We start from the raw sequence: 22,128 nt of genomic DNA, 5'->3' as shown, positions 1-22,128 counted from the left end.
CTCTTTCATTAAAAACAAAAATAAACTTGGCAAATAAGCCAAGTTTATTTTTACTTTTAGTTAATTGATTATTCTTGTTTAAGTGTGCCAGATTTGTATAGCTTTTCATAAAGATCCACCATTTCTCCGGCCAAGTCTCTAAAAGTAATGGCATTCATCAAATGATCTTGTGAGTGAACTACTAGCAATGTCACCTTCATATGGTCTCCTTGAGCTTCTTTAGTTAACATTTTTGTTTGAGAGTTATGAGCTTCAAGAAGTGATTTATCACTCTCTTCCAATTTTTCACGAGCACCTTTAATGTCACCAGTTTTAGCTTTTTTAATTGCTTCAAAAGCTAAACTTTTTGCATTACCACCATTAGCAATTAAGCCCATTGCAGCCATTAATGCATCTTGCTCTTTTTGTTCATTCGTTCGTTTAGTTTCTTCTGCCATACAAATCTTACACTTTCTATTGTCTTGATAAGACTAAATTAGCCATTGATCATTTCTTCAGCTTGCTTTAATACCTTTTCGCCATCCATCATGCCATAGGCTTGCATATCAATAACACCTAATGGAATATCTTTGCCATCCTTGCCCTTACCAGCAACTTTATGTTCAAAGTCACCTTTCATGTAGCTTACTTGAGGCCCAAGAAGAACACAATCAATTTCTTCTTGTTCAAGGTGTTGATCAGCTTCAGAAGCAGGACATGCAAAAATTTTTGCATCTATACCATCATTCTTAGCAGCTTCTTGCATCTTAGTTACTAAAAGTGAAGTACTCATACCTGCGCTACAATTTAACATGATAGTTTGTTCAGCCATAATTGTTTCCTCCTAAAATTCTGAGTTGTATTTTCTTTTCATATAGACTTGCCTTATCTACACAAATTATTATAAATCGTTTTCAATCTAATGTAAACGCTTTTTTAGATATATAAAGTTTACGCTAACTGTTAACTAATCCAACTCTTACTCGCTGTAGTGCTCATGAATTCTTAAGTTTTTATAAAAATATATACTTTTGTAGAGATGTACTAATTTTGCTTTACATATGAATATATTTTGCAAAAATATAGAAAGCGCTTTCTGATTAGCGGTATAATTGATGTGCAATGTTATTATTTTGATTTACAAGCGAGAGGAGGAAAATATGAGTCTCTATTTAGAAATTGCTAATGACATCGAAAAAAATATCATTGAAAAGAAATATCAAGGTCGTATTCCAGAACAAGTGATCTTAGCCCAAAAATATAATACAAGTCGTGTCACTATTGTTCATGCATTAAAAGTTTTACAAAGTAAAAAGCTAATTAAAACAGTTAAAGGTCACGGAACATATATAACTTCCAAGGCAATTCCAGATATATTTTTAAATTCAGGCGCTAGTGAAAACGATGGTTTTACTAGTCATATTAATGGTGCTGGTTTTATAAAAAGTCATGTGGTCTCTTTTAATATTCGTAAACCAACTGATGAAGAAAAACGTGCTCTTAATTTACCACCTGATGAAAAAGTCTATGATATTATCCGTCAGCGTATATTAAACAATCAGCCTGCCAAGTTAGAATATACGGTTATGCCTGTTAATCGAATCCCAGGATTAACAATCGACATTTTACATAAGTCAATTTATGCTTATATTCAAGATACTCTTGGACTTAAAATAGGCAAAGACGACAGAGTAATTACTGCTGAAAAATCTGACGCATACGATATGAAGTACCTTGATTGTGCAAAAGATGACCCCATTCTATGTGTTCATCAAAAAGCTTATCTTAGTGATGGTACACCTTTTGAAATTTCAGAATCTCGCAATCGCTACGATCGTGGCGCCCTGACAGTAAATAATAGTAAAAGTTTTTTATAAATTTAAGTCTCCTCTTGCCTATTGAATAAAATTATGTTTACAATATTATATGTAAACGTTTCCAAATACATACAGTGAAAGAGAGGTTTTTATATGTATTCAGCAAAAATGCCTAATGGATTTATGTGGGGCGGCGCAGTAGCTGCTCACCAATTAGAAGGTGCTTGGAACGAAGATGGCAAAGGAATGTCTGTTGCTGACGTAATGACAGTTGGTTCAGCAACTAAGCCTCGTGAAATTACAGATGGTGTAATTAAAGGAAAAAACTATCCTAACCATTCGGCAATTGACTTTTATCACCATTATAAAGAAGATATTAAATTAATGGCAGAAATGGGTTTTTCAGCTTTTAGAACTTCTATTGCTTGGACTAGAATTTTTCCTGAAGGTGACGAGACTGAGCCTAACGAAGCAGGACTCAAGTTTTATGATGATTTATTTGATACTTGTCATGAATACGGTATTGAACCAGTTGTAACACTCTCTCACTTTGAAATCCCATATCATCTAATCGCAGAATATGGTGGTTTTACTAATAGAAAGATGATCGACTTCTTTGTAAGATTTGCAACAACTTGTTTTAAACGTTATAAAAATAAAGTTAAGTATTGGATGACATTTAACGAAATTGATAATCAAACTGCCTTTAACAATGATTTCTTAATGGCAACTAACTCTGGAATTTTATTTAAAGACGGAATGAGTGAACGTGACAAAGAGGCTGCAATGTATCAAGCCGGTCACTATGAATTAGTGGCTTCTGCTTTAGCTGTTAAGATGGGACATAAAATAAATCCTGATTTTCAAATTGGATGCATGATAAACTACTCACCAGTTCGACCTCTCACCCCTTCTTCAGATGATGTTTTATTAGCAGATAAATTTGAACAGCGTCGTGATTGGTTCTCTGATGTTCATGTTTTTGGAAAATATCCTAATGAAGTTGAAACCTATATTGAACGTAAAGGCTTTCGTCCAGATATAACTGATGAAGATCGAATTGTTTTGTCAGAAGGTACAGTAGATTATGTTGGCTTTTCATATTATCAAACAACTACTGTTTCCAGTAAAAAAGTTAAGCCTGATGAACTAACCGACCTTGAAGCAGCTGTCGCTGAAAACCCTACTCTTGAACGTAATGACTGGGGTTGGGAAATTGACCCCAAAGGTTTAAGAATCGCTTTAAATCAGCTTCAAGACCGTTATCACCTTCCTTTATTCATTGTAGAAAATGGATTAGGAGCATACGATAAAGTTGAAGCAGATGGATCCATTCATGATAGTTACAGAGTCAGTTACTTGAAACATCACATTTCAGAAATGGAAAAAGCAGTAATATTAGATGGCGTCGACTTAATGGGCTATTTGCCATGGGGACCAATTGACTTAGTTAGCGCTGGAACTGGTCAAATGGACAAACGTTACGGCTTTATTTATGTAAATAAAAATGACCAAGGTGAGGGTGATTTAAGCCGCTCACGTAAGGATTCCTTCTTCTGGTACAAAAAAGTTATTGAATCTAATGGTGAAAATCTAGACGATTAAAATATTTATAAATATAAAAATGCAATGTTTGCACTTAATTGATATGAACTCTAAAATTATAACAATCGGACTTCATACCAATTACAAACATTGCATTTTTTTATTCATCAATAATTTCGTGAATTTCTTCATCAGAAAAATGTTTACAAAAATCTTTTTTTAAATTAATAAATATTTCTTCATCGGTTAAATCTAATTTACGTAATTTACTCACCCTATCTTCAGCAACCTGTTTAGGGCTACCATCTTGAGCATGTAATTTTGCAAAAATTTTTTCTTGTTTTGAGGCAACTTTATTGTTAATCAATAAAAACATCTCCTTTTAGTTATTTAGTCGAAACACTTATCACCCTTTTACTTTAGTATACACAATTTTGTAAGCGATTACTATTAAGAAGCAAAAAAGAAGACCCTTCTCAAAATTAGGTCTTCTTAAAGTTAAAATTTTATTACTTAATTCAAAACTATTCTTTTGGTCGATAATCCTTATCAATGATTAAGACTGGTTTAATAGTTTTACCAGAGCCTGAATCAGCATTAGCTTGGTTAATATCCTCAAAATCATAAAACTTTTCAGTCTTATCAAAATCAAACATTCCCATCTTCCAAAAGTCAATTAGTCTTGGTACATCAATTTGAGGAATTGCATCCCCCATATTAACACCAATAACCTTTTTATCACCTACACAAAGGTCATTCCAAGTTGAAAATTCAAATTCATGTGGGGTAACTGCAATTGCTGCTTCAGTTCCTCCTTGAGCCAAACTATCTAGTCCATTCTTCATAACTGCTGGCAAGCCAGTTGTATCAACCACATAATCTACACCATAGCCATGAGTAAGATCTTTAATGGTTTCAACAGGATCTACTTCTTTAGAATTAATCACATTCGTCGCACCTAACTCCATTGCAAGTTCAAGACGAGATGGAACAATATCTACTGCAATAACTTTAGTACAACCAGAAATTTTACCAGCCATCATTGCTGCAAGGCCAACTGCACCAGTCCCAAATACTGCAATCGTTTGACCAGGGCGAGGTTTTAAGGTGTTAAATACTGTACCAGAACCTGTAATATAACCACAACCTAAAGGACCAACTTTACGTAAATCAACATCTTTATCAATCTTTACACAATTACGTTGATTAGTAACAGTAGTTGAAGTAAATGAAGACTGATTGAACATATCAGAAATGTGATTACCATTTTCTTGGAATTGATCATCACCATCAAATCTTACTCCTGATAAGTTATAGTCAGCATAATGACGGCATTGAGTTGGAATTCCTTCTAAACACTTATCACAGAGACCATCAGCATAAAATGCCATTACCACATGATCCCCTGGTTTAAAGTTCTTAACTTCTGACCCGACTTTTTCAACAATGCCAGCTCCTTCATGTCCTAAAATCACAGGATAGCCTAAACTTGCATCGCCGCGTCTAATTGCTTCATCCGAGTGACAAATACCACTTGCAACAACGTGTACTTGAACATCTGTTGGACCTACATCATGTAATTCAATATCATCTTTAATTACAAATGGATCGCCCATTTTTTCAACAATAGCAGCTTTAATTTTCATAATTTTTCCTTTCGTTAAGTTTAACCGCTTTCATCTCACAAATTCATCATACACTTTGCATTTATTTTATCAAGTAATCGCTTACATTTTTATTGTAAAATTATACTAATATACATTTATTTTTACAGCTCTTCATAAGGAAAAATATGATTATTTAAAAATCGGTTATTATTAAATAAAAAACTAGACCCTAGGGTCTAGTTAAATTTAAAGATATTTTACTGCAGTACCATATGCTACAACTGACTGCATGTCTCCTGCAATTGAACCTGTATCAAAGCGCATCATCACAACTGCATCGGCTCCCATATCTCTAGCCTTATCTCTCATTCGTTCAATTGCTTCATCACGAGAAGAGGTAAGCATCTTAGTATAAGCCTTAATTTCTCCACCAACTAGACTTTTTAGCCCTGCTCCAATATCAGAAATAGCATTTCGTGACTGGGTAGTTACTCCAAATACTTCTCCAATGATTTCATAATCTTTTCCAGGAATACGTTCAGTTGTAGTTACTAAAATTTCTGCCATAATATTGCCTCCCTTGTTTTTATTATCTCATGAAATACTAAAAATTTGCGAATATTTAAATTACCTTTATGTGTTTTTTATACAAAATAACTGCAATCCATGCTGAAATAAAAGATGGCAAAACTAAAACTACAATTAAATCTGGATTTAAGAAATTTCCTACTTCGATAAACTTAGTAATAGACTTAATTTTTTTAATATTACTGAAAATTGCCTGATAAACTGTTACATAAATTAAGCTCCATTGGATGTAATATTCAACCAAAGTTAAGGTCGTAGCAGAAAACTTAAATATCTTTGCAGCTCCAAGCATCCCCCAAAAGAGCAATATTCCTGATAAAACCACAAACATTGCTAATAGTAAAAACAAATTTCCTAATTTAATATGTATTTGATTATCCATTAATAAATCTGAAATCACAAAAAATATCAAAAAGTTAATTGTTGAAAATATAATCTGAATACTAAATAAGATAGCTGCTTTTAAAAATTGAAATTTATTTTCAGACTTAAATAGAATTACTATTAGTGTTATAATTGCCAACGCTAAAAAGAAATATGTAACTTTCACTTTAATTTCCCTTCTAAAAAAGAAAAAGATAGGCAAATACCTATCTCCTTCTTTGGATTCATTGTTAATCTATTTATTAAAAATTAACTTCTATTCATTATAAATGTTATTTCAAAATAAGTTAAGAGTTTTTAAGTTAAAAACTGGTAGAATTTGATAAAATCATCTATAATCAATAAAAACGAAAGGAATGATATATATGGGTTTAACTTTTGACAATCCTAACAACTTAAACAAAATGTTAGATAAATTTGCTGTAGTTCCAGATCCTAAAAAGACTCCTAAAAAGCCGGTACCTAAGGGACATGGACCAGAAGCAGACAGAAGAAAAGATGAAGAAAACGATACTGAAGATAAAAAAGATAAAAAGTCTCAAAAATAAAAAAGCTGCCAAATATGGCAGCTTTTTTACTTAATAAATTTTTTCTACTTGTTCTTGAGTTGATTCACTTGCTAAGAAATCATCATAAGTGGTGTCTGCACGACTAATAGTACCCTTTGGTCCCACTTCAATAATATGATCTGCAATAGTTTGAATGAATTCATGATCGTGAGAAGTAAACAAAATTGAGCCCTTATAATCTTTTAACGCATCGTTTAATGATGTAATTGATTCTAAGTCCAAGTGATTAGTTGGATCATCCATTACCAAGACATTTGCTGGTTGAAGCATCATTCTAGATAATTGACAGCGTACTTTTTCTCCACCAGATAAAACCTTGATTTTTTTCTCAATTTCATCCCCACTAAAGAGCATTCTACCTAAGAATCCTCTTAAGAAAGTGTTATCATCTTGTTCTTCGGTAGCGTATTGACGAAGCCAATCTAAAATAGTTAAATCATCATTGTTAAAGTTAGCATTCAAATCTCTTGACATGTAGTTAAATGCTGTAGTTTGCCCCCATGTTACTGTTCCAGTATCAGGTTTGATTTTACCTGCAATAATTTGCATAAGAGCAGTTGTAGCTAAAGTATTGCGTGACAAGAATGCTACCTTGTCACCTGGTCGAACAATGAAAGAAACATTATCTAAAATCTTTTCACCATCAACTGAGTAAGACACATTTTCTACTTTAAGTAAATCATTTCCTAAATCACGGTGTAAGTCAAATTTTACAAATGGGTATTTACGAGATGATGGACGAATATCTTCTAAAGTGATTTTTTCAAGTTGCTTCTTACGAGAAGTTGCTTGACGAGATTTAGAGGCGTTAGCAGAAAAACGAGCCACAAATTCTTGCAGTTCTTTAATTTTTTCTTCTTTTTTGGCATTTTGATTAGCTGCAAGTTCTGCTGCTAATTTACTTGATTCATACCAAAAATCGTAGTTACCAACATAAAGCTGAATCTTACCAAAGTCAACATCACACATTTGTGTACATACTTGATTCAAAAAGTGACGGTCGTGAGATACGACAATAACAATATTAGGATAATCAGCTAAAAAGTTCTCAAGCCAATCTACTGTGTGAACATCAAGACCGTTAGTAGGTTCGTCTAATAATAGAATATCGGGATCACCAAACAACGCTTGTGCCAAAAGCACTTTAACTTTATCAGATTCTGGCAATTCACTCATCTTGCTTTGGTGAAGATCTTCTGGAATATTCATAGATTGTAAAAGCTTAGCTGCGTCAGCTTCCGCATTCCAACCATCAAGCTCAGCAAATTTACTTTCAAGCTCGGCTGCCCTTACCCCATCTTCATCGCTAAAATCAGGCTTTGAATAAAGTGCATCCTTTTCTTGCATTACCTTATAGAGTTCTTTATGCCCTTGAATAACTGTATCCATTACTGTGTAATCTTCAAAAGCAAAGTGATCTTGGTTAAGACTAGACATTCTTTCATTTGCATCGATTGAAATATTACCAGTGGTTGGTTCAAGCTTTCCTTCTAATAATTTTAAAAAAGTAGACTTACCAGCACCATTGGCACCAATAACTCCATAGCAGTTGCCTGGCGTAAACTTTAAGTTGACATCTTCATATAATGTACGACCAGATAAATTAAGACTTAAGTCAGAAACTGTAATCAAAAATTTTTCCTCCCAAAATAAAAATACATTTAAGTTATTTTATCAAATTCTAGTCAAAAATCTATAAAAATTAGTAATAGTTTATTATTTTTTAGAAAATTAATTCTGTATAAAGAAAAAACTCCTGCCGAAGCAAGAATTTTTGATAAAAAGATATAAAGATAATTGAAGAAAGTATATCATTTTTTATAAATAACTGATATACTCTGTATGGGTCTCGAAAAATCTATAAGTCCTTATGATGACCCCTTCAATCAGGTAGTTGAATCCCCTTCTACCTGATTTTATTATAACACATAATATAACGAATGTTATAATATTTTTATATTTTTTTGAAAAAAACGTAAAATTATTTATTTTATTAACTCCACTCTCCAGTTTAAGGTAAAATTATCATAGACACTTAATTGGAGGTGGAATTTTTGTATCCTGATAATAATATGTACTCATATCTTAAGTGGCGTGGCGATATTGATTTAGCAAAAGCACCCTTTAATGAAATTGATGCTTTGGTGCTTTCTATCTTCTCTTATTTGAATTTGCCTAATATCGTTTCAGATGGTCCTAAAACTATTACAGTTCAAGAGGCTGCTAAGATATATTTTTCACCTAACTATTACAGAAGTGACCATAGTTATTACCAAAAATTATTTAAATTAATGTCGGAAGCTAACCGTTTCAAAAATGCTAAACTCTCTTATTACGTTAATACTTTAACCGATCAGACTCAATTTAGCGCTATTAAAATTCAATTAACTAATGGAATTAATTTTATTGCTTTTCGTGGTACCGATGATTCTTTGGTTGGATGGAAAGAAGATTTTGAAATTAGTTTTAAAACAACAATTGCTCAAGAACAAGCTGTACGTTATCTAACTACCATTATGAATCACGATAATGAAAATTATATGCTGGGTGGTCACTCAAAAGGCGGAAACTTAGCAGAATATGCCGCACTTAATGTGAGTGCAGACTTACGAAAACGCATTACTCGCATATATACCTTCGATTCTCCTGGAATTGCTCAAGAAGTTGGAAATCAAATTCCTGATGACTATTTAAAAAAGACTCTTCATCGTTATGTTCCAGAATTTAGTATTATTGGACGACTTTTTGAGCCTGATGGCATCACTGCCACAATCGTAGAAAGCAGTCGCAAAACTTTAAGTCAGCATGATGCATTCAGTTGGGAAGTTACGGGTTCTCATTTTGTAACCAGACGACATCGTAATCCCCAAGCTAAAATTTATAACCAAATTATCAGCGAATGGATCGGAGATGCTAGTTTAGAAGAACGAGAAGCTTTAACAAACGACCTTTTTGGTGCTTTTGCGGCCAGTGGGGCAACTAAAATTAACGAATTAAGCAAAAATGGTTTCGGAGGTTTTGGAGCAATATTAATTTCTCTTGCCAATTCTTCCAGAAAAACTCGTTTTGTTGTTGGAAGTTTATTCACCACTTTATGGCAAACCATTAAAAATATGGAAATCATTAAGGCTCTCTTTACTCGCGACACAATAGTTGGTTGGGTAATGGTAATTTTAGGGATTGTTAGTTTAACTGCTCCCCAATATGCTATTAGAGCGTTTGGCGCCTTAGTAGCTTTTGCTGGGATTGGTTTTAGTGTTCAGCAAATTTTAAAAACCGCTAATACTGCCTTGCAAAAAAAGCAAAAACAATCTTTCATTATTAGCTATCTATTAATTTTCGCACTTTCAATTGCCCTTCTTTCCAATAATCGGCTACTAATATTTTTAGCTCACTATTTTTTAGGAATATTTTTAGTGGTTTATTCATATATTCGATTACGGCAAGTTATACTACGAGCAGTGGTTGGAGTATTTCAAAAGATAATTGTTTGTATTGAAGCTATTATTGCATTTGCATTGGGAATAATTGTTGTAGTAAATCCTAAATATTTTAATAAGGAATCAATTATAATTGTAGGTATTTTGCTCATCATTTACGGTTTCTTTAAGCTTGTAGATGAGTTATTTAAACAACGCAAAAAATTACCAACTAAACATAGATGAAAATAAGCTAGAAGTTACCAATAACTTCTAGCTTGTTTTTATAGTAAATTCATCTTTACCAAATATTCAGCATTTTCTACAGTGTTCCAAGCAGCGCCTTTCAATAAATTATCAGCTACAACCCACATATTAAACGCACCTGGATTTTCATAATCAGGACGAATTCGTCCAATATAAGTTTCTCTAGTTCCTTCAGCATTAAGCGGTTGAGGATAAACTTGATTTTTAATGTCATCTTGTAAAATATTTCCAGGAAAACTTGCCACTGCATCTTTAATGTCTTGTGCCGTAGCTTTTTCATCCTCAACTGTAAAATAGACGCTCTCACCATGAGATATTACTACTGGGACTCGAACACAAGTTGCAGTTACTTTAATATCTTTAGAGTTCATATCACCAAGCATAATTTTCTTAGTTTCATGAATCATTTTCCATTCTTCATGTGAGTAGCCACTATCTTCTAAAACATCAATTTGAGGAAGCAAGTTAAAAGCTAGCGGATAATGTTTTTTATCACCTTTAGTTGGTAAAATTTCGGCATCATCCTTAATATTTTGACCATTGAGATAGTCTTGAGCTTCCTTTTTCAATTCATCAATTGCTGCTTGTCCTGCGCCTGAAGCAGCTTGATAAGTAGACACAATAATTTGCTTTAAACCAAACTTACGGCGAACTGGTTCCAAAGCCATCATCATTTGAATAGTTGAACAATTTGGATTAGCAATAATACCATGGTGAGATTTTAAAGCATCTGGATTGACTTCAGGAACAACTAGTGGCACATCTGGATCCATTCTAAATGCACTAGTATTATCTACACAAACTGCTCCGCGTTTAACTGCTTCTGGTAAAAATTTTTTAGAAACAGCTCCACCTGCAGAAGATAAAACCAAGTCAATTCCATCAAAAGATTCCGGGGTAGTTTCTTCAACAATTAATTCTTCATTTCTAAACTTTAATTTTTTACCCGCTGATCTTGATGATGCTAATAACTTTACACTTTTTACTGGAATCGTTGATTGTTCAAGTTGTTCAATCATTCTTCGACCTACTGCACCAGTTGCACCCAGAATGGCAACATTATATTCTCTATTCATTATTTTCATTTTCCTCTTTAAAAAAATCACTAATTCTTCTCATTGATTCTTGTAAATCTTCATCAGATGATGCATAAGACAAACGAATATATCCTTCTCCGCCAGGACCAAATGCACTCCCTGGCGTTACTCCAACCTTTGCCTTAAATGCTAAATCTAATGCAAATTGCATATCATCTTGACCATAGCTAGATGGAATCTTAGCAAATATATAAAATGCCCCTTGAGGATCAACAGTTTTGATACCTAATCTATTCAGTTCCTTAATAACAAAGTCCCTTCGTCTTTGATAAGTTTTGCAAAATTCTTTTGGATCATTTTGACCATTAACTAAAGCTTCAATAGCTGCAGCCTGAGCCGAATCATTAGCAGTGGTAACCATTAAACCATGCACTTTTCCTATTTGTTCCATAATTTCTTTAGGACCGGCAATATATCCCAAACGATAACCGGTCATAGCATGTGATTTTGAAAAGCCAGAAATATATAAAGTTCTTTCAGGAATTTCTTGAGCGATTGAATAATGTTCAACTCCATAAGTAAGAGAACTATAAATTTCATCAGTAATCATATATAAGTGATGATTTTTAATTACTTTAGCTAGTTTTTGAATTTCATCTTTACTATATTCAACTCCGGTTGGATTGGTTGGATAATTTAAAACTACGGCTTTAATTGATGGATCTTTTATTAATTCTTTTTCAAGTTTTTTTGCTGACAATTTAAAATCTTCATCTGAAGTATCGACTAATTTATAAGAAGCATCTGCTAAATATGCCACTGGCCAATAAAGTGAAAAAACTGGTGTAGGAATTAAGATTTTATCTCCAGGATTAGTAAGTGCAAAAATCGCTGCATTAATAGCTTCAGTAGCACCAATGGTAACCACGATTTCTTCCTCGGGATTATATTTTACTCCCACTTCTTTTTTTAAAAACTTACTAATAGCTTGACGCAATTCTATCTTTCCCTTTTGTGGAGCATAGTGAGAATCATTATCACGAATACTTTTAATAGCTGCTTCTTTAACATGCTCTGGAGTATTAAAATCCGGCTCACCTAAAGTTAATTTAATAATTCCTGGAATCGTAGAAACTTTATTATCAAAAATTCTAATCCCAGAAGCTTTTACATTCTTTATTTTTTGACTAAGACTTAAGTCTTGTGCTAAATGTGGCATAAATCCACCTCAATCTATAAAATATTTTCCAATCCAATTACTAACTGCTTGAGATTCATAATCTTTTCTAAACCAACTTTAACTCCACTCATAAATGATGAGCGATCAAATGAATCTTGTCGAATAGTTAAAGCCTCACCTTTTGCACCGAATAAAACCTGTTCATGAGCAATATATCCCGGCAAACGAACGGAATGAATTTTAATCCCTTGATAATCACCACCACGTACATTTTCCAAAGTTTCTTCATTTGGCGCACTTTCATGAGCTTCACGAACTTGACTTATTAATTTAGCTGTAGCTAAGGCAGTCCCAGAAGGAGCATCTTTTTTGTCCGCATGGTGCATTTCAATAATTTCAACATCAGGAAAATATTTTGCAGCTTCACGTGCAAATTTCATTAATAAAACTGCTGACATTCCAAAGTTTGGTGCAATCAAACCACCAAGCTTTTCTTTTTGAGCAAGTTTAACTAGTGTTGTTTCTTGTTTTTCACTTAGACCAGTTGTACCTACAAGAGGTCTAATATGATGTTTTAAAGCAAATTCTATATTTTCAAAAACAGCGCTAGGACTAGTAAAATCTACCCAAATATCCGCAACATTAGCTGGAATTTCAGCTAAACTATTAAAAATTTTCACATTCTTATTCAAGCCGTACTTAAGTGGGTCTTTTTGAGCATGGGGAGCTAATCCAGCAACTACTTCAAAACCTTCTAATGAAGCAATTAATCTAATCGTTTCTGCTCCCATGGCCCCAGTAAAACCAGCAATTAAAACTCGTTTATTCATTTTATTTTTCCTCTTCCAAATTTAGTGGTAATTTTCCCATTAATGCATTATCTTTTAAACCTAATTTTTGTGCTAGTATTACCTTTTCTTCATCATTTAAAGTTACAAGAGGTAAACGAACTCCTCCCGTCTTAAAGCCTTGTGCATTCAAAACAGCCTTTACAGGGGTTGGTGAAGGATACATAAATAAAGCTGCCATTTTTGGAGTAAGCCATCTTTGAAGACAGGCTGCTTCAGAATAATTACCCGAGTATAAATCATCATACATTTTACGCATTTGAGTTGGATAAATGTGTTCTGCAACAGAAATTACACCATTTGCTCCTAACAAACGTGCAGTTAAAGCCTGGGCATCTTCTCCAGTAAAAACTTGAAAGTCTTGGTCTTTGTGATCAATTATGTATTCTAATTCTTCAAGAGATGCACACTGCTTGATTCCTTTAATGTTTTTTAAATGCGACAATTGAACAACAGTTTCTTTAGCCATTTTTACTCCAGTTCTGCCAGGAATATTATAAATAATGAGTGGTAATTGACTTGCATCATTTACTGCAGTAAAGTGAGCAACCATCCCTCGTTGATTAGGCTTATTATAAGGCGGCACTACTACTAATCCATAATCAATCCCATCAATACCTGCCACTTCATTAGCAAAAGCAATTGTTTCTACCGTATTATTAGACCCAACTCCTGCAATAACTGGGACACGGTTATTCACAATTTGTCCAAATCTAGTATATAGTTCAATTTTTTCATCATGACTTAAGGTAGGTGTTTCTCCAGTTGTCCCACCAATTACAAAACCATTAGATCCATTATCAATTAAGTAATTCGTTAACTTTTCTAAACTATCAAAATCAATCTTATTATCTTCATTAAACGGAGTAATAAGTGCTGTGATTAAATCTGCATCAATTAAATTTGCCATTTTATTTCTCCATTCTATTAATTAAAAAACCTTTAATTGCTTCAATACCGCGAGAAATACTAGTCTCATCTGGAGTTAATGTCGCAGAATGAAGTTGAGAATCATCTTTAACTCCTAACCAAAACATTACCCCAGGGAACTTATTGAGTAAAAAGCCAAAATCTTCTCCTGTCATTGCTGGCTCTGTCTCAATATAAGTTACAGTTGAATTATTCTTCATATAAGAAATAAACTCTTTAGTTAAATCAGGATTATTTTCTACAGGCCAATAACCGCCCTGGTTTAAATTTAATTTCACTTCTACGCCATAACTTTTAGCAATTCCATCACATACTTCTTGCAAGCGCTGATCAATTTTAAGAATCATTTTTTGAGTTAATCCTCGAAGCGTACCTTCAATTCGTGCATGAGATGCAATTACATTGCGAATCGTTCCAGCTTTAATTTTTCCTAAAGTTATAACACCACTTTGAATAGGATCAATACTGCGAGAAATGATTGTTTGAATTTGCATAATTAAGCTTGCACTCGCCACTACTACATCATTTGCATCTTGTGGAAAAGCTGCATGACCACCTTTTCCATAGATATCAATATTAATTTCTGTAGTTCCTGCAAAAAGAGTCCCCTTTCGACACCCAATTGCTCCCGCTGGCAAAGTAGGATTATCATGCAATCCGTAAAATTCATCAGGTTTCCATTTTCCTTGGAAAATCCCTTCTTCATAAGCTAGTTTTGCTCCACTTTCACTTTCTTCTGCAGGTTGAAAGAAAAATAACAAATTATCTTGTGGTTGGTTTTCACTAAAGTAACTAAGTAAGCCTAATGCGACCGTCATATGAATATCATGCCCGCAAGCATGCATTACACCCGGATTTTTAGAAGCAAAGTCCAAACCCGTTTGCTCTTCAACAGGTAGTGCATCTATATCTGTACGATAAGCAATCGTTCTTAGGGGCTTTTTGCCATGAACTAGAACTAAAATTGCTGTAGGAAGTGCATGTGGAACTCGAATTTCTAAATTATCTTGTTTAAAATTTTCAATTACATCCATTAAATAGTCATGAGTCTGTATTTCATGGAGGGCTAATTCAGGGATTTGATGCAAATCTCTTCTAATATTTATTAACTCATTTTCACTCAGCATTTTAAATCTTCCTTAAATCGTCTTCTAATTCAGTTTTTTGAGCGGTTTGTTCGTCTACTTGTTTAATAAACTTGGCTGGAACGCCGGCAACCATTGTATGTGGTTCAACATCATGAGTTACAATAGCGCCAGCAGCAACTACTGCACCTTCGCCTACATGAACACCTTCAATCACTACAGCGTTAGCTCCAATCAAAACATTATCATCAATTCTGACTGGGTCAGCTGAAGCAGGTTCTATCACTCCCGCTAAAACAGTTCCTGCTCCAATATGACAGTTTTCCCCTACAATTGCGCGTCCACCTAGAACTGCCCCCATATCAATCATAGAATTTGAACCTATTTCCGCACCGATATTAATAATTGCGCCCATCATAATTACAGCATTATCACCAATTTCTACTTGATCCCGAATTATGGCACCAGGTTCAATTCTGGCATTAAACTTTTTTAAATCAAGAAGAGGAACTGCTGAATTTCTAGCATCATTTTCAATATGATAACTAATAATTTTTGCTTTATTTTTATTTAAAAAACTTTCTACATCTTTCCAATCACCAAAAATCACTCCGCTTTTAGCATCAACATAATCTTCAATTTCATTTGGAAAAGTCAAATTTTCTAAATCCCCTTTAATAAAAACTTTAACAGGGGTTTTCTTTGGAGCATTTCCAATGTAATTAATAATTGATTGTGCGTCTAATTTTGTCATATTTTTCCTCCAGACTTTATGCTATAAAGATTGATCTAAATGAACTAAATCTTCTAAACTTTCTCGCTTTATAACTAATTTAGCTTTACCATTTTCTGCAAATACAACAGCAGGACGAGGATTACGATTGTAATTTGAAGCCATTGAATACCCATATGCCCCAGTATCTAAAATTGCTATAATGTCGCCTGTGTGAAGTGAGGGTAAAAGAGCATTTTTAATTAAAATATCACCTGACTCACAATATTTCCCAGCTAAATTAATAACTTCATCTGCTTGTTTATTAGGATCATTTGCAAGGATAGCCTCATATTCTGCGCCATAAAGAGCTGGTCGAATATTATCTCCCATACCGCCGTCAACAGTTACATAAGGCGTTAAACCTGAAACTACCTTGCTACTACCCACTGTGTATAAGCTATATCCTGCTGGACCTACTATCGAACGACCAGGTTCAATATCAATTTCCGGCATTGGTAAATTAACTTTTGCCGTTTCTTCTTTAATCGTTGCTATGATGGCTTTTACAAATTCTTCTGGCTTTAATGGTTCATCTTTTTCTACATACTTAATTCCAAATCCGCCTCCGACATTAATCACTTGAGCTATGAAGTTATATTTTTCACGCCATAAGGCAGCGACTTGAACTAATTTCTTTGCAGCCATTTTAAAACCATTTAATTCAAAAATTTGTGATCCAATATGAGCATGGAGTCCTAAAGGATTCATTCGTGGCTCATTTAAAACTTGCTTTAATGCTTCGTCTGCTTGTCCTGAATCCAAATCAAACCCAAACTTGCTATCTACTTGTCCAGTTTGATCATATTCATGGGTGTGAGCTGAAATACCTGGCGTAATTCTTAAAACAACATCAATATTTGTTTTATTTTCTTTTAAAACTTGACTTAACAACTCAATTTCATGAAAATTATCAATCATAATTCTACCAACGTGATTTTTAACTGCCATTTCAAGTTCAAAAAGAGATTTATTATTTCCATGAAAATTGACCTTTTCCATTGGGAAGCCAGCCTTAAGCGCAGTATACAATTCTCCTGCTGAAACCACATCAATGGCAGCTCCTTCTTGTTTTGCTAGTTGATACATTGCAATTGCTGAAAAAGCCTTGCTTGCATAACTAACTTCATAGTTGACTTTTTCTTTTTCAAAAATTGTTTCAAAATTACGAATTTGATTACGAATTTTACTTACGTCATAAACCACTAAAGGGGTTCCATATTCTTGAGCTAACTCTATAGCATCAACACCACCAATAGTTAAATGACCTTCTTGATTAATTTCTTCTGAGTTAATTTGTGAATTCATTTTTCTCCTACTTTCCTTGGTAGGAGCGCCAATAAAAAAATCCATTGCTTGCGCCAAACAAACAATGGATTAAATTATTTTTAATCTTATGGTCGATAGCGCTCCGCGAGTATTTTTCGCGACAGTCCGTAATTTATTCAATTACGACCCAGCCAATAGCACTGACAAATACTATAGCTTCGGCAATCTTCCCTTTCACTCCAATCACTAGCATTGTCTTGCTTCATAAGAGTTACTGATGTTGATTGCACCTCTTCGATTTGAGTAAATTGTATATTTTATTAAAATTAGTGTCAATACTTTTTTCATAAAATTTAATTTTATTTTTTTATTACTATCTATGCCATCTTTAAAAAGGTTTATTTATCAACATTTCGCCTTGCAAGAATAAAAAAGCATGTTAAAATTCAATTAAATTAATTTTGACAGTGCACTTTTAAAAAATTAAAATTCCAAAAACATGAAAGAAGTTTTAAATTATGAAAGTAGTTAAGTTTGGAGGAAGCTCTTTAGCTTCTGGAGAAAGTGTTTCAAATGCTATTAATATTTTAACTTCAGAAAAAGAGCGCCAAGTAATGGTGGTTTCTGCACCAGGTAAGAGATTTTCAAAAGATATTAAAGTAACAGATTTATTGATTCAATATGCTGAGGATTTTTTACATCAGAATCCTACAAATGATATTGTGTCCAAAATCTTCAATCGTTATCAAGAAATTGGTAACTACTTTGGAATTGAATCTGCTCAATTGGAAATAATTCATGATATTTTGTTAAATTTACCTAAGCAAAATTATCCTAATAATGATTATCTTTTAGCAGCCTTTAAAGCTCATGGTGAACGACTTAATGCACGATTAATCGCTTTAATTTTAAACCATATGGGAATTAAAAGTCGTTATCTTGATCCAATAGAGGCTGGATTAATTGTTACTGGAGAACCTAATGATGCCTTAGTAAATCCTGAAAGCTATATAAATTTAGATCATTTAAAAATTTTTGATGATGAAAAAATAGTTTTTCCGGGATTTTTTGGAATCACACCTTCAGGTCATATTGCTACCTTTTCTAGAGGAGGTTCTGATATTACTGGAGCTATCTTAGCAAGAGGGATGCACTGTGATCTTTATGAAAATTTCACAGATGTCAGTGGTATCTTTTCAGTGAATCCAGCTATTATTCCTTCTCCTAAATCAATCAAAAAAATGACTTATCGTGAAATGCGTGAATTATCATATGCTGGTTTTTCTGTTTTTCACGATGAAGCTTTAATTCCAGCTATTCAAGGTGATATTCCCATTAATGTAAAAAACACCAACGCTCCTGCTGACCCAGGAACTATGATTTTACCTAATAGAAATTTTTCAGCTGACAGAATTATTACCGGAGTCGCAAGTCAAAAAAACTTTTCAGCATTATATCTTCATAAATATTTATTAAATAAAGAAGCTGGATTCACACTGAAAATTTTACAGATTTTAGATAAGTATCACGTTCCTTATGAACATATGCCTTCTGGAATTGATGATATTACTATCATTTTTAATCGTAAATTTTTAACAGATCAACTAATTGATTTAATTTGTAATGAGATTCAAGCCTTAATCAATCCTGACCAATTAGAATGGATTGATGATTATGCCATAATCATGGTTGTAGGTGAAGGAATGAAGAAGCATTCTGGTATTAGTGCTACTATTCTTTCTGCTCTTCAAGCACAAAACATCACACCACAAATGATTAATCAAGGAGCCTCACAAATTTCAATCATGATTGGAACCAAAAACGAAGAAGTTAAATTAGCAGTCAAAACTATTTATCAAGAATTTTTTTAATGGAGGTTTTTATATGAAATTAATTAAAGTTCACGGTTCACAAAATTCTTTTTTTATCTTAGATGAAACTCAATTATCAGCTCCTCTTGGTGATGATCTTTTAAAAACATTCACTCAAAAAATAACTTCCCCTAATAATCCTTTAGGAGGTGCTGACGGCGTTTTAGTAATTACTGAGGCTACTACATCAAAAGCAATTGCAAAAATGCGTGTAATTAATTCTGATGGTAGTGAAGCATCAATGTGTGGAAATGGTTTGAGAACTGTTGCACGTTATTTATCAGAAAAGTTTAGTCAAGACTCTTTCGCCGTCGAAACTATGAACGCAAATTTACGCGTTAGAAGAGAAAAAAATCTTGCTAAGGGTATTTATACCTTTGCAGTTGAAATTTCTCCTGTAAGCTTTAATAAAGCTTCATTACCCTTTGATAATTTAGGACATGAAAGAATCATCGATACATTTTTACCAGAAATATATCCTGGACTTAAATTTACCTCAATTGCAGTTCCTAATCCTCATCTGATAAGCTTCATAAGTCAAGAACAAATTGAAAGTGATATTTTAAAAGATGTCGGTTCTTATCTAAATTCTCCAAACCCTTATTATCCAGATGGGGTAAATGTTAATTTTGCACAAATTTTAGATAAAAATCAGCTTTTTGTGCGTACATTCGAACGCGGAGTTGGCTTTACCAACGCTTGTGGAACTGGAATGTCCGCAACTAGTCTTGCTTTTTGTTTAACTCATCCGGAATGGGCAAAATTTGAAACCCCAATCAACGTTTACAATCCTGGAGGAATGGTTAAAGTTATCGTACATCACGATTCAACTTACTGGATGGAGCTAATTGGAAATGCCACATTTACTAAAATAATTAATCTTCCTGAAAAATCTCTTTATGATTTTAACTTTTCTCATGCTCAGGTAATAAATACTAATGAACAACAAGACTATGAAAATTTTGTAGCTTCACTTCCTACTTTTAACAACTTAAGAGCAAAGTAAAAGGACATAAGCTTTAAAGCTTATGTCCTTTTATATTTTTATAAATGTTCTTCAATCCAATCTCCAAGTTCTTTAACATGAAGCTTAGATACTGAACTAAAAGTTAACACCGAAACATTTTCATAACTTAAATCTAGATATTTCTTTAGCTCAGACATCACTTTATTTGTCTGGCTCTTTTTAATTTTGTCCATTTTAGTGCAAACTACTAAAATTGGTAGATTCAAATATTGCGCATAATCATACATTGCAATATCGTCTTTAGTTGGTGCATGACGAGAATCAATTAAAATAATTAAACCCTTTAAGTTGGCACGAGTTTCTAAATAATCTTGAATCATTTCACCAAACTGCTCACGCTGTTTTTGTGATACTCGTGCATAACCATATCCTGGAACGTCTACTAAATAAAATTCATCATTTACAATATAGAAATTTAGAGTTTGCGTTTTACCAGGCTGAGAAGAAGTTCTAGCAAGGTTTTTACGCTTTAAGAAGGTATTTATCAAACTAGACTTTCCAACGTTTGAGCGGCCTGCTAGAGCTATCTCAGGCAAATTATCTTTTGGATATTGACTTTCTTTGACCGCACTAACCGCATAATCGCTATTTTTAATTATCATTTGTTTTTACCTCTGCTTTATCAGAGTTTTTAGCGGATTTGCGAATTATTTTAGGTTCAGCACCCTTAGTAATAACATCTTTAGTAATTTCAACTTCTTCAATGTCACTTTCGCTTGGAGTCTTATACATAATATCCATCATAGAATTTTCAATGATAGTTCTAAGACCACGAGCTCCCATATTACGTTCAATTGCTAAATCTGCGATTGCACCAAGTGCACCATCAGTAAATTTAAGTTTAACATCATCAAGCGATAATAATTTTTGATATTGCTTAACTAATGCATTCTTAGGTTCAGTAAGTACTCTCACTAAATCTTGGCTATTTAACTTATCTAAAGTTGTAATAATTGGAATTCTACCAATAAATTCTGGAATCATTCCGAATTTTACTAAGTCCCCAGTAGTTAAATGATGGGTCCAATCATCAGCATCAACTTTATTTGCAAAACTTTCAGCTCCAAAACCAATAGTTTTCTTTCCTAAACGGTTCTTAACTATTTGTTCGATACCATCAAATGCTCCACCAACGATAAAGAGGATATTAGAAGTATCCATCTTAATCATTTCTTGTTGAGGATGCTTACGTCCACCCTGAGGGGGAACTGAAGCAATAGTACCTTCCAAAATCTTAAGAAGTGATTGTTGAACACCTTCACCTGAAACATCACGAGTAATTGAAACATTTTCTGACTTTTTAGAGATTTTATCAATTTCATCAATATAGATAATCCCACGTTGCGCACGTTCAATATCATAGTCAGCGTTTTGTAATAATTTCAATAAAATATTTTCAACATCTTCACCCACATAACCTGCTTCAGTTAAGGTAGTGGCATCAGCAATTGCAAATGGAACATTTAAAATTCTAGCCAAAGTTTGTGCTAAGTATGTCTTACCTGATCCAGTAGGTCCAATCATAGCAATATTAGACTTTTGAAGTTCAGTTGATGAATCAACATCCATTTGACTAATACGCTTATAATGGTTATATACAGCTACTGAAAGCACACGCTTTGCTCTATCTTGACCGATGACATATTGATCAAGCTGTTCTTTGATTTCTATTGGCTTTGGTAAATCACGTGCTTTTTTAAGTGAATCTGCTCGTAATTCATCATCGATTATTCGTTTAGACAAGTCAACACATTCATTACAAATATAAGCATTATTACCTGCAATCATTTTCTTGACTTGATCTTGAGTCTTACCACAAAAAGAACATTTAATTTCTTCTTGATCTGTAAACTGTGTTGCCATATTATTCCTCCTAATATCTACCAAGTTTTAGATTATCATAAAATTGGCAATAATAAAGGATTTTTGCTCAT

22 protein-coding genes and 1 riboswitch are annotated in these 22,128 nt (G+C 33.4%); of the genes, 6 read left to right on the top strand and 16 right to left on the bottom strand.

The window, feature by feature from the left end; genetic code table 11:
- Positions 1-68 precede the first annotated feature (68 nt).
- Together FOD82_RS03900 and FOD82_RS03895 are read right to left on the bottom strand one after the other, a co-directional pair.
- Positions 69-437: a PTS lactose/cellobiose transporter subunit IIA gene (locus FOD82_RS03900; protein WP_144355184.1), complete on the bottom strand. Its 369-nt coding sequence runs from the start codon at positions 435-437 to the stop codon at positions 69-71.
- 38 nt (positions 438-475) lie between these two features.
- Entirely contained in the window at positions 476-811 is a 336-nt protein-coding gene (locus FOD82_RS03895; protein WP_144355183.1) for a PTS sugar transporter subunit IIB, read from the bottom strand.
- 328 nt (positions 812-1,139) lie between these two features.
- On the opposite strand from FOD82_RS03895, the gene FOD82_RS03890 reads away from it, so the two are divergent.
- Positions 1,140-1,856, top strand: a complete 717-nt coding sequence (locus tag FOD82_RS03890; RefSeq protein WP_144355182.1) for a GntR family transcriptional regulator — start codon at positions 1,140-1,142, stop codon at positions 1,854-1,856.
- 93 nt (positions 1,857-1,949) lie between these two features.
- Positions 1,950-3,401, top strand: a complete 1,452-nt coding sequence (locus FOD82_RS03885) for a 6-phospho-beta-glucosidase (protein WP_144355181.1) — start codon at positions 1,950-1,952, stop codon at positions 3,399-3,401.
- A gap of 100 nt (positions 3,402-3,501) precedes the next feature.
- On the opposite strand, the gene FOD82_RS03880 is transcribed toward FOD82_RS03885, so the two are convergent.
- The 4 genes from FOD82_RS03880 to FOD82_RS03865 form a co-directional block, all read right to left on the bottom strand.
- On the bottom strand, positions 3,502-3,708 hold the full coding sequence (locus FOD82_RS03880; RefSeq protein ID WP_144355180.1) for a hypothetical protein: 207 nt from the start codon (positions 3,706-3,708) through the stop codon (positions 3,502-3,504).
- Between the two features lie 157 nt (positions 3,709-3,865).
- Entirely contained in the window at positions 3,866-4,987 is a 1,122-nt protein-coding gene (locus FOD82_RS03875; protein ID WP_144355179.1) for an NAD(P)-dependent alcohol dehydrogenase, read from the bottom strand.
- A 207-nt stretch (positions 4,988-5,194) separates the two neighbouring features.
- Positions 5,195-5,518, bottom strand: a complete 324-nt coding sequence (locus FOD82_RS03870; RefSeq protein ID WP_186277732.1) for a heavy metal-binding domain-containing protein — start codon at positions 5,516-5,518, stop codon at positions 5,195-5,197.
- 52 nt (positions 5,519-5,570) lie between these two features.
- Positions 5,571-6,086 (bottom strand): hypothetical protein, encoded by a 516-nt coding sequence (locus tag FOD82_RS03865; RefSeq protein ID WP_144355177.1) that lies wholly within the window; start codon positions 6,084-6,086, stop codon positions 5,571-5,573.
- A gap of 199 nt (positions 6,087-6,285) precedes the next feature.
- Between FOD82_RS03865 and FOD82_RS03860 the strand changes: the two genes are divergently transcribed.
- Positions 6,286-6,468, top strand: a complete 183-nt coding sequence (locus FOD82_RS03860) for an SPJ_0845 family protein (protein WP_144355176.1) — start codon at positions 6,286-6,288, stop codon at positions 6,466-6,468.
- A gap of 30 nt (positions 6,469-6,498) precedes the next feature.
- Here FOD82_RS03860 and FOD82_RS03855 read toward each other — a convergent pair whose 3' ends face one another.
- Positions 6,499-8,121 (bottom strand): ATP-binding cassette domain-containing protein, encoded by a 1,623-nt coding sequence (locus tag FOD82_RS03855; RefSeq protein ID WP_144355175.1) that lies wholly within the window; start codon positions 8,119-8,121, stop codon positions 6,499-6,501.
- 422 nt (positions 8,122-8,543) lie between these two features.
- On the opposite strand from FOD82_RS03855, the gene FOD82_RS03850 reads away from it, so the two are divergent.
- Positions 8,544-10,154 carry an Mbeg1-like protein gene (locus FOD82_RS03850; protein ID WP_144355174.1) on the top strand — a complete coding sequence of 537 codons (1,611 nt, stop codon included), beginning with the start codon at positions 8,544-8,546 and terminating at the stop codon, positions 10,152-10,154.
- A gap of 38 nt (positions 10,155-10,192) precedes the next feature.
- On the opposite strand, the gene FOD82_RS03845 is transcribed toward FOD82_RS03850, so the two are convergent.
- From FOD82_RS03845 to lysA, 7 genes are read right to left on the bottom strand one after another with little or no spacing between them, the layout of a single operon-like run.
- Positions 10,193-11,251, bottom strand: a complete 1,059-nt coding sequence (locus FOD82_RS03845) for an aspartate-semialdehyde dehydrogenase (protein ID WP_144355173.1) — start codon at positions 11,249-11,251, stop codon at positions 10,193-10,195.
- Positions 11,244-12,431 carry an aminotransferase class I/II-fold pyridoxal phosphate-dependent enzyme gene (locus FOD82_RS03840; RefSeq protein WP_144355172.1) on the bottom strand — a complete coding sequence of 396 codons (1,188 nt, stop codon included), beginning with the start codon at positions 12,429-12,431 and terminating at the stop codon, positions 11,244-11,246. Before FOD82_RS03840 ends, FOD82_RS03845 begins: the two co-directional genes overlap by 8 nt.
- Positions 12,432-12,445: 14 nt before the next feature.
- The gene (dapB, locus tag FOD82_RS03835) at positions 12,446-13,222 is read right to left on the bottom strand and encodes a 4-hydroxy-tetrahydrodipicolinate reductase (RefSeq protein WP_144355171.1); all 777 of its coding nucleotides are present in this window, start codon (positions 13,220-13,222) and stop codon (positions 12,446-12,448) included.
- Between the two features lies 1 nt (position 13,223).
- Entirely contained in the window at positions 13,224-14,150 is a 927-nt protein-coding gene (dapA, locus tag FOD82_RS03830) for a 4-hydroxy-tetrahydrodipicolinate synthase (protein WP_144355170.1), read from the bottom strand.
- A gap of 1 nt (position 14,151) precedes the next feature.
- Complete coding sequence (locus tag FOD82_RS03825; protein ID WP_144355169.1) at positions 14,152-15,297, bottom strand: N-acetyldiaminopimelate deacetylase; 1,146 nt, start codon at positions 15,295-15,297, stop codon at positions 14,152-14,154.
- Between the two features lies 1 nt (position 15,298).
- Positions 15,299-16,009, bottom strand: coding sequence for a 2,3,4,5-tetrahydropyridine-2,6-dicarboxylate N-acetyltransferase (dapD, locus tag FOD82_RS03820; protein WP_144355168.1), 711 nt, complete (start codon positions 16,007-16,009; stop codon positions 15,299-15,301).
- Positions 16,010-16,030: 21 nt separating this feature from the next.
- Positions 16,031-17,335 carry a diaminopimelate decarboxylase gene (gene lysA, locus FOD82_RS03815; RefSeq protein WP_144355167.1) on the bottom strand — a complete coding sequence of 435 codons (1,305 nt, stop codon included), beginning with the start codon at positions 17,333-17,335 and terminating at the stop codon, positions 16,031-16,033.
- A gap of 87 nt (positions 17,336-17,422) precedes the next feature.
- Positions 17,423-17,599: riboswitch (Lysine riboswitch) on the bottom strand.
- Positions 17,600-17,814: 215 nt separating this feature from the next.
- On the opposite strand from lysA, the gene FOD82_RS03810 reads away from it, so the two are divergent.
- Positions 17,815-19,167 (top strand): aspartate kinase, encoded by a 1,353-nt coding sequence (locus tag FOD82_RS03810; protein ID WP_144355166.1) that lies wholly within the window; start codon positions 17,815-17,817, stop codon positions 19,165-19,167.
- A gap of 13 nt (positions 19,168-19,180) precedes the next feature.
- On the top strand, positions 19,181-20,173 hold the full coding sequence (gene dapF, locus FOD82_RS03805; RefSeq protein ID WP_144355165.1) for a diaminopimelate epimerase: 993 nt from the start codon (positions 19,181-19,183) through the stop codon (positions 20,171-20,173).
- A 38-nt stretch (positions 20,174-20,211) separates the two neighbouring features.
- On the opposite strand, the gene yihA is transcribed toward dapF, so the two are convergent.
- Both yihA and clpX read right to left on the bottom strand, forming a co-directional pair.
- Positions 20,212-20,796, bottom strand: a complete 585-nt coding sequence (yihA, locus tag FOD82_RS03800) for a ribosome biogenesis GTP-binding protein YihA/YsxC (protein ID WP_144355164.1) — start codon at positions 20,794-20,796, stop codon at positions 20,212-20,214.
- Positions 20,786-22,057, bottom strand: a complete 1,272-nt coding sequence (gene clpX, locus FOD82_RS03795; protein WP_144355163.1) for an ATP-dependent Clp protease ATP-binding subunit ClpX — start codon at positions 22,055-22,057, stop codon at positions 20,786-20,788. Before clpX ends, yihA begins: the two co-directional genes overlap by 11 nt.
- Positions 22,058-22,128: the final 71 nt, after the last annotated feature.

This window comes from Lactobacillus sp. LL6, from assembly GCF_007570935.1.
Lineage (GTDB): Bacteria > Bacillota > Bacilli > Lactobacillales > Lactobacillaceae > Lactobacillus.
This window is presented reverse-complemented; position numbering and strand designations above follow the sequence as displayed.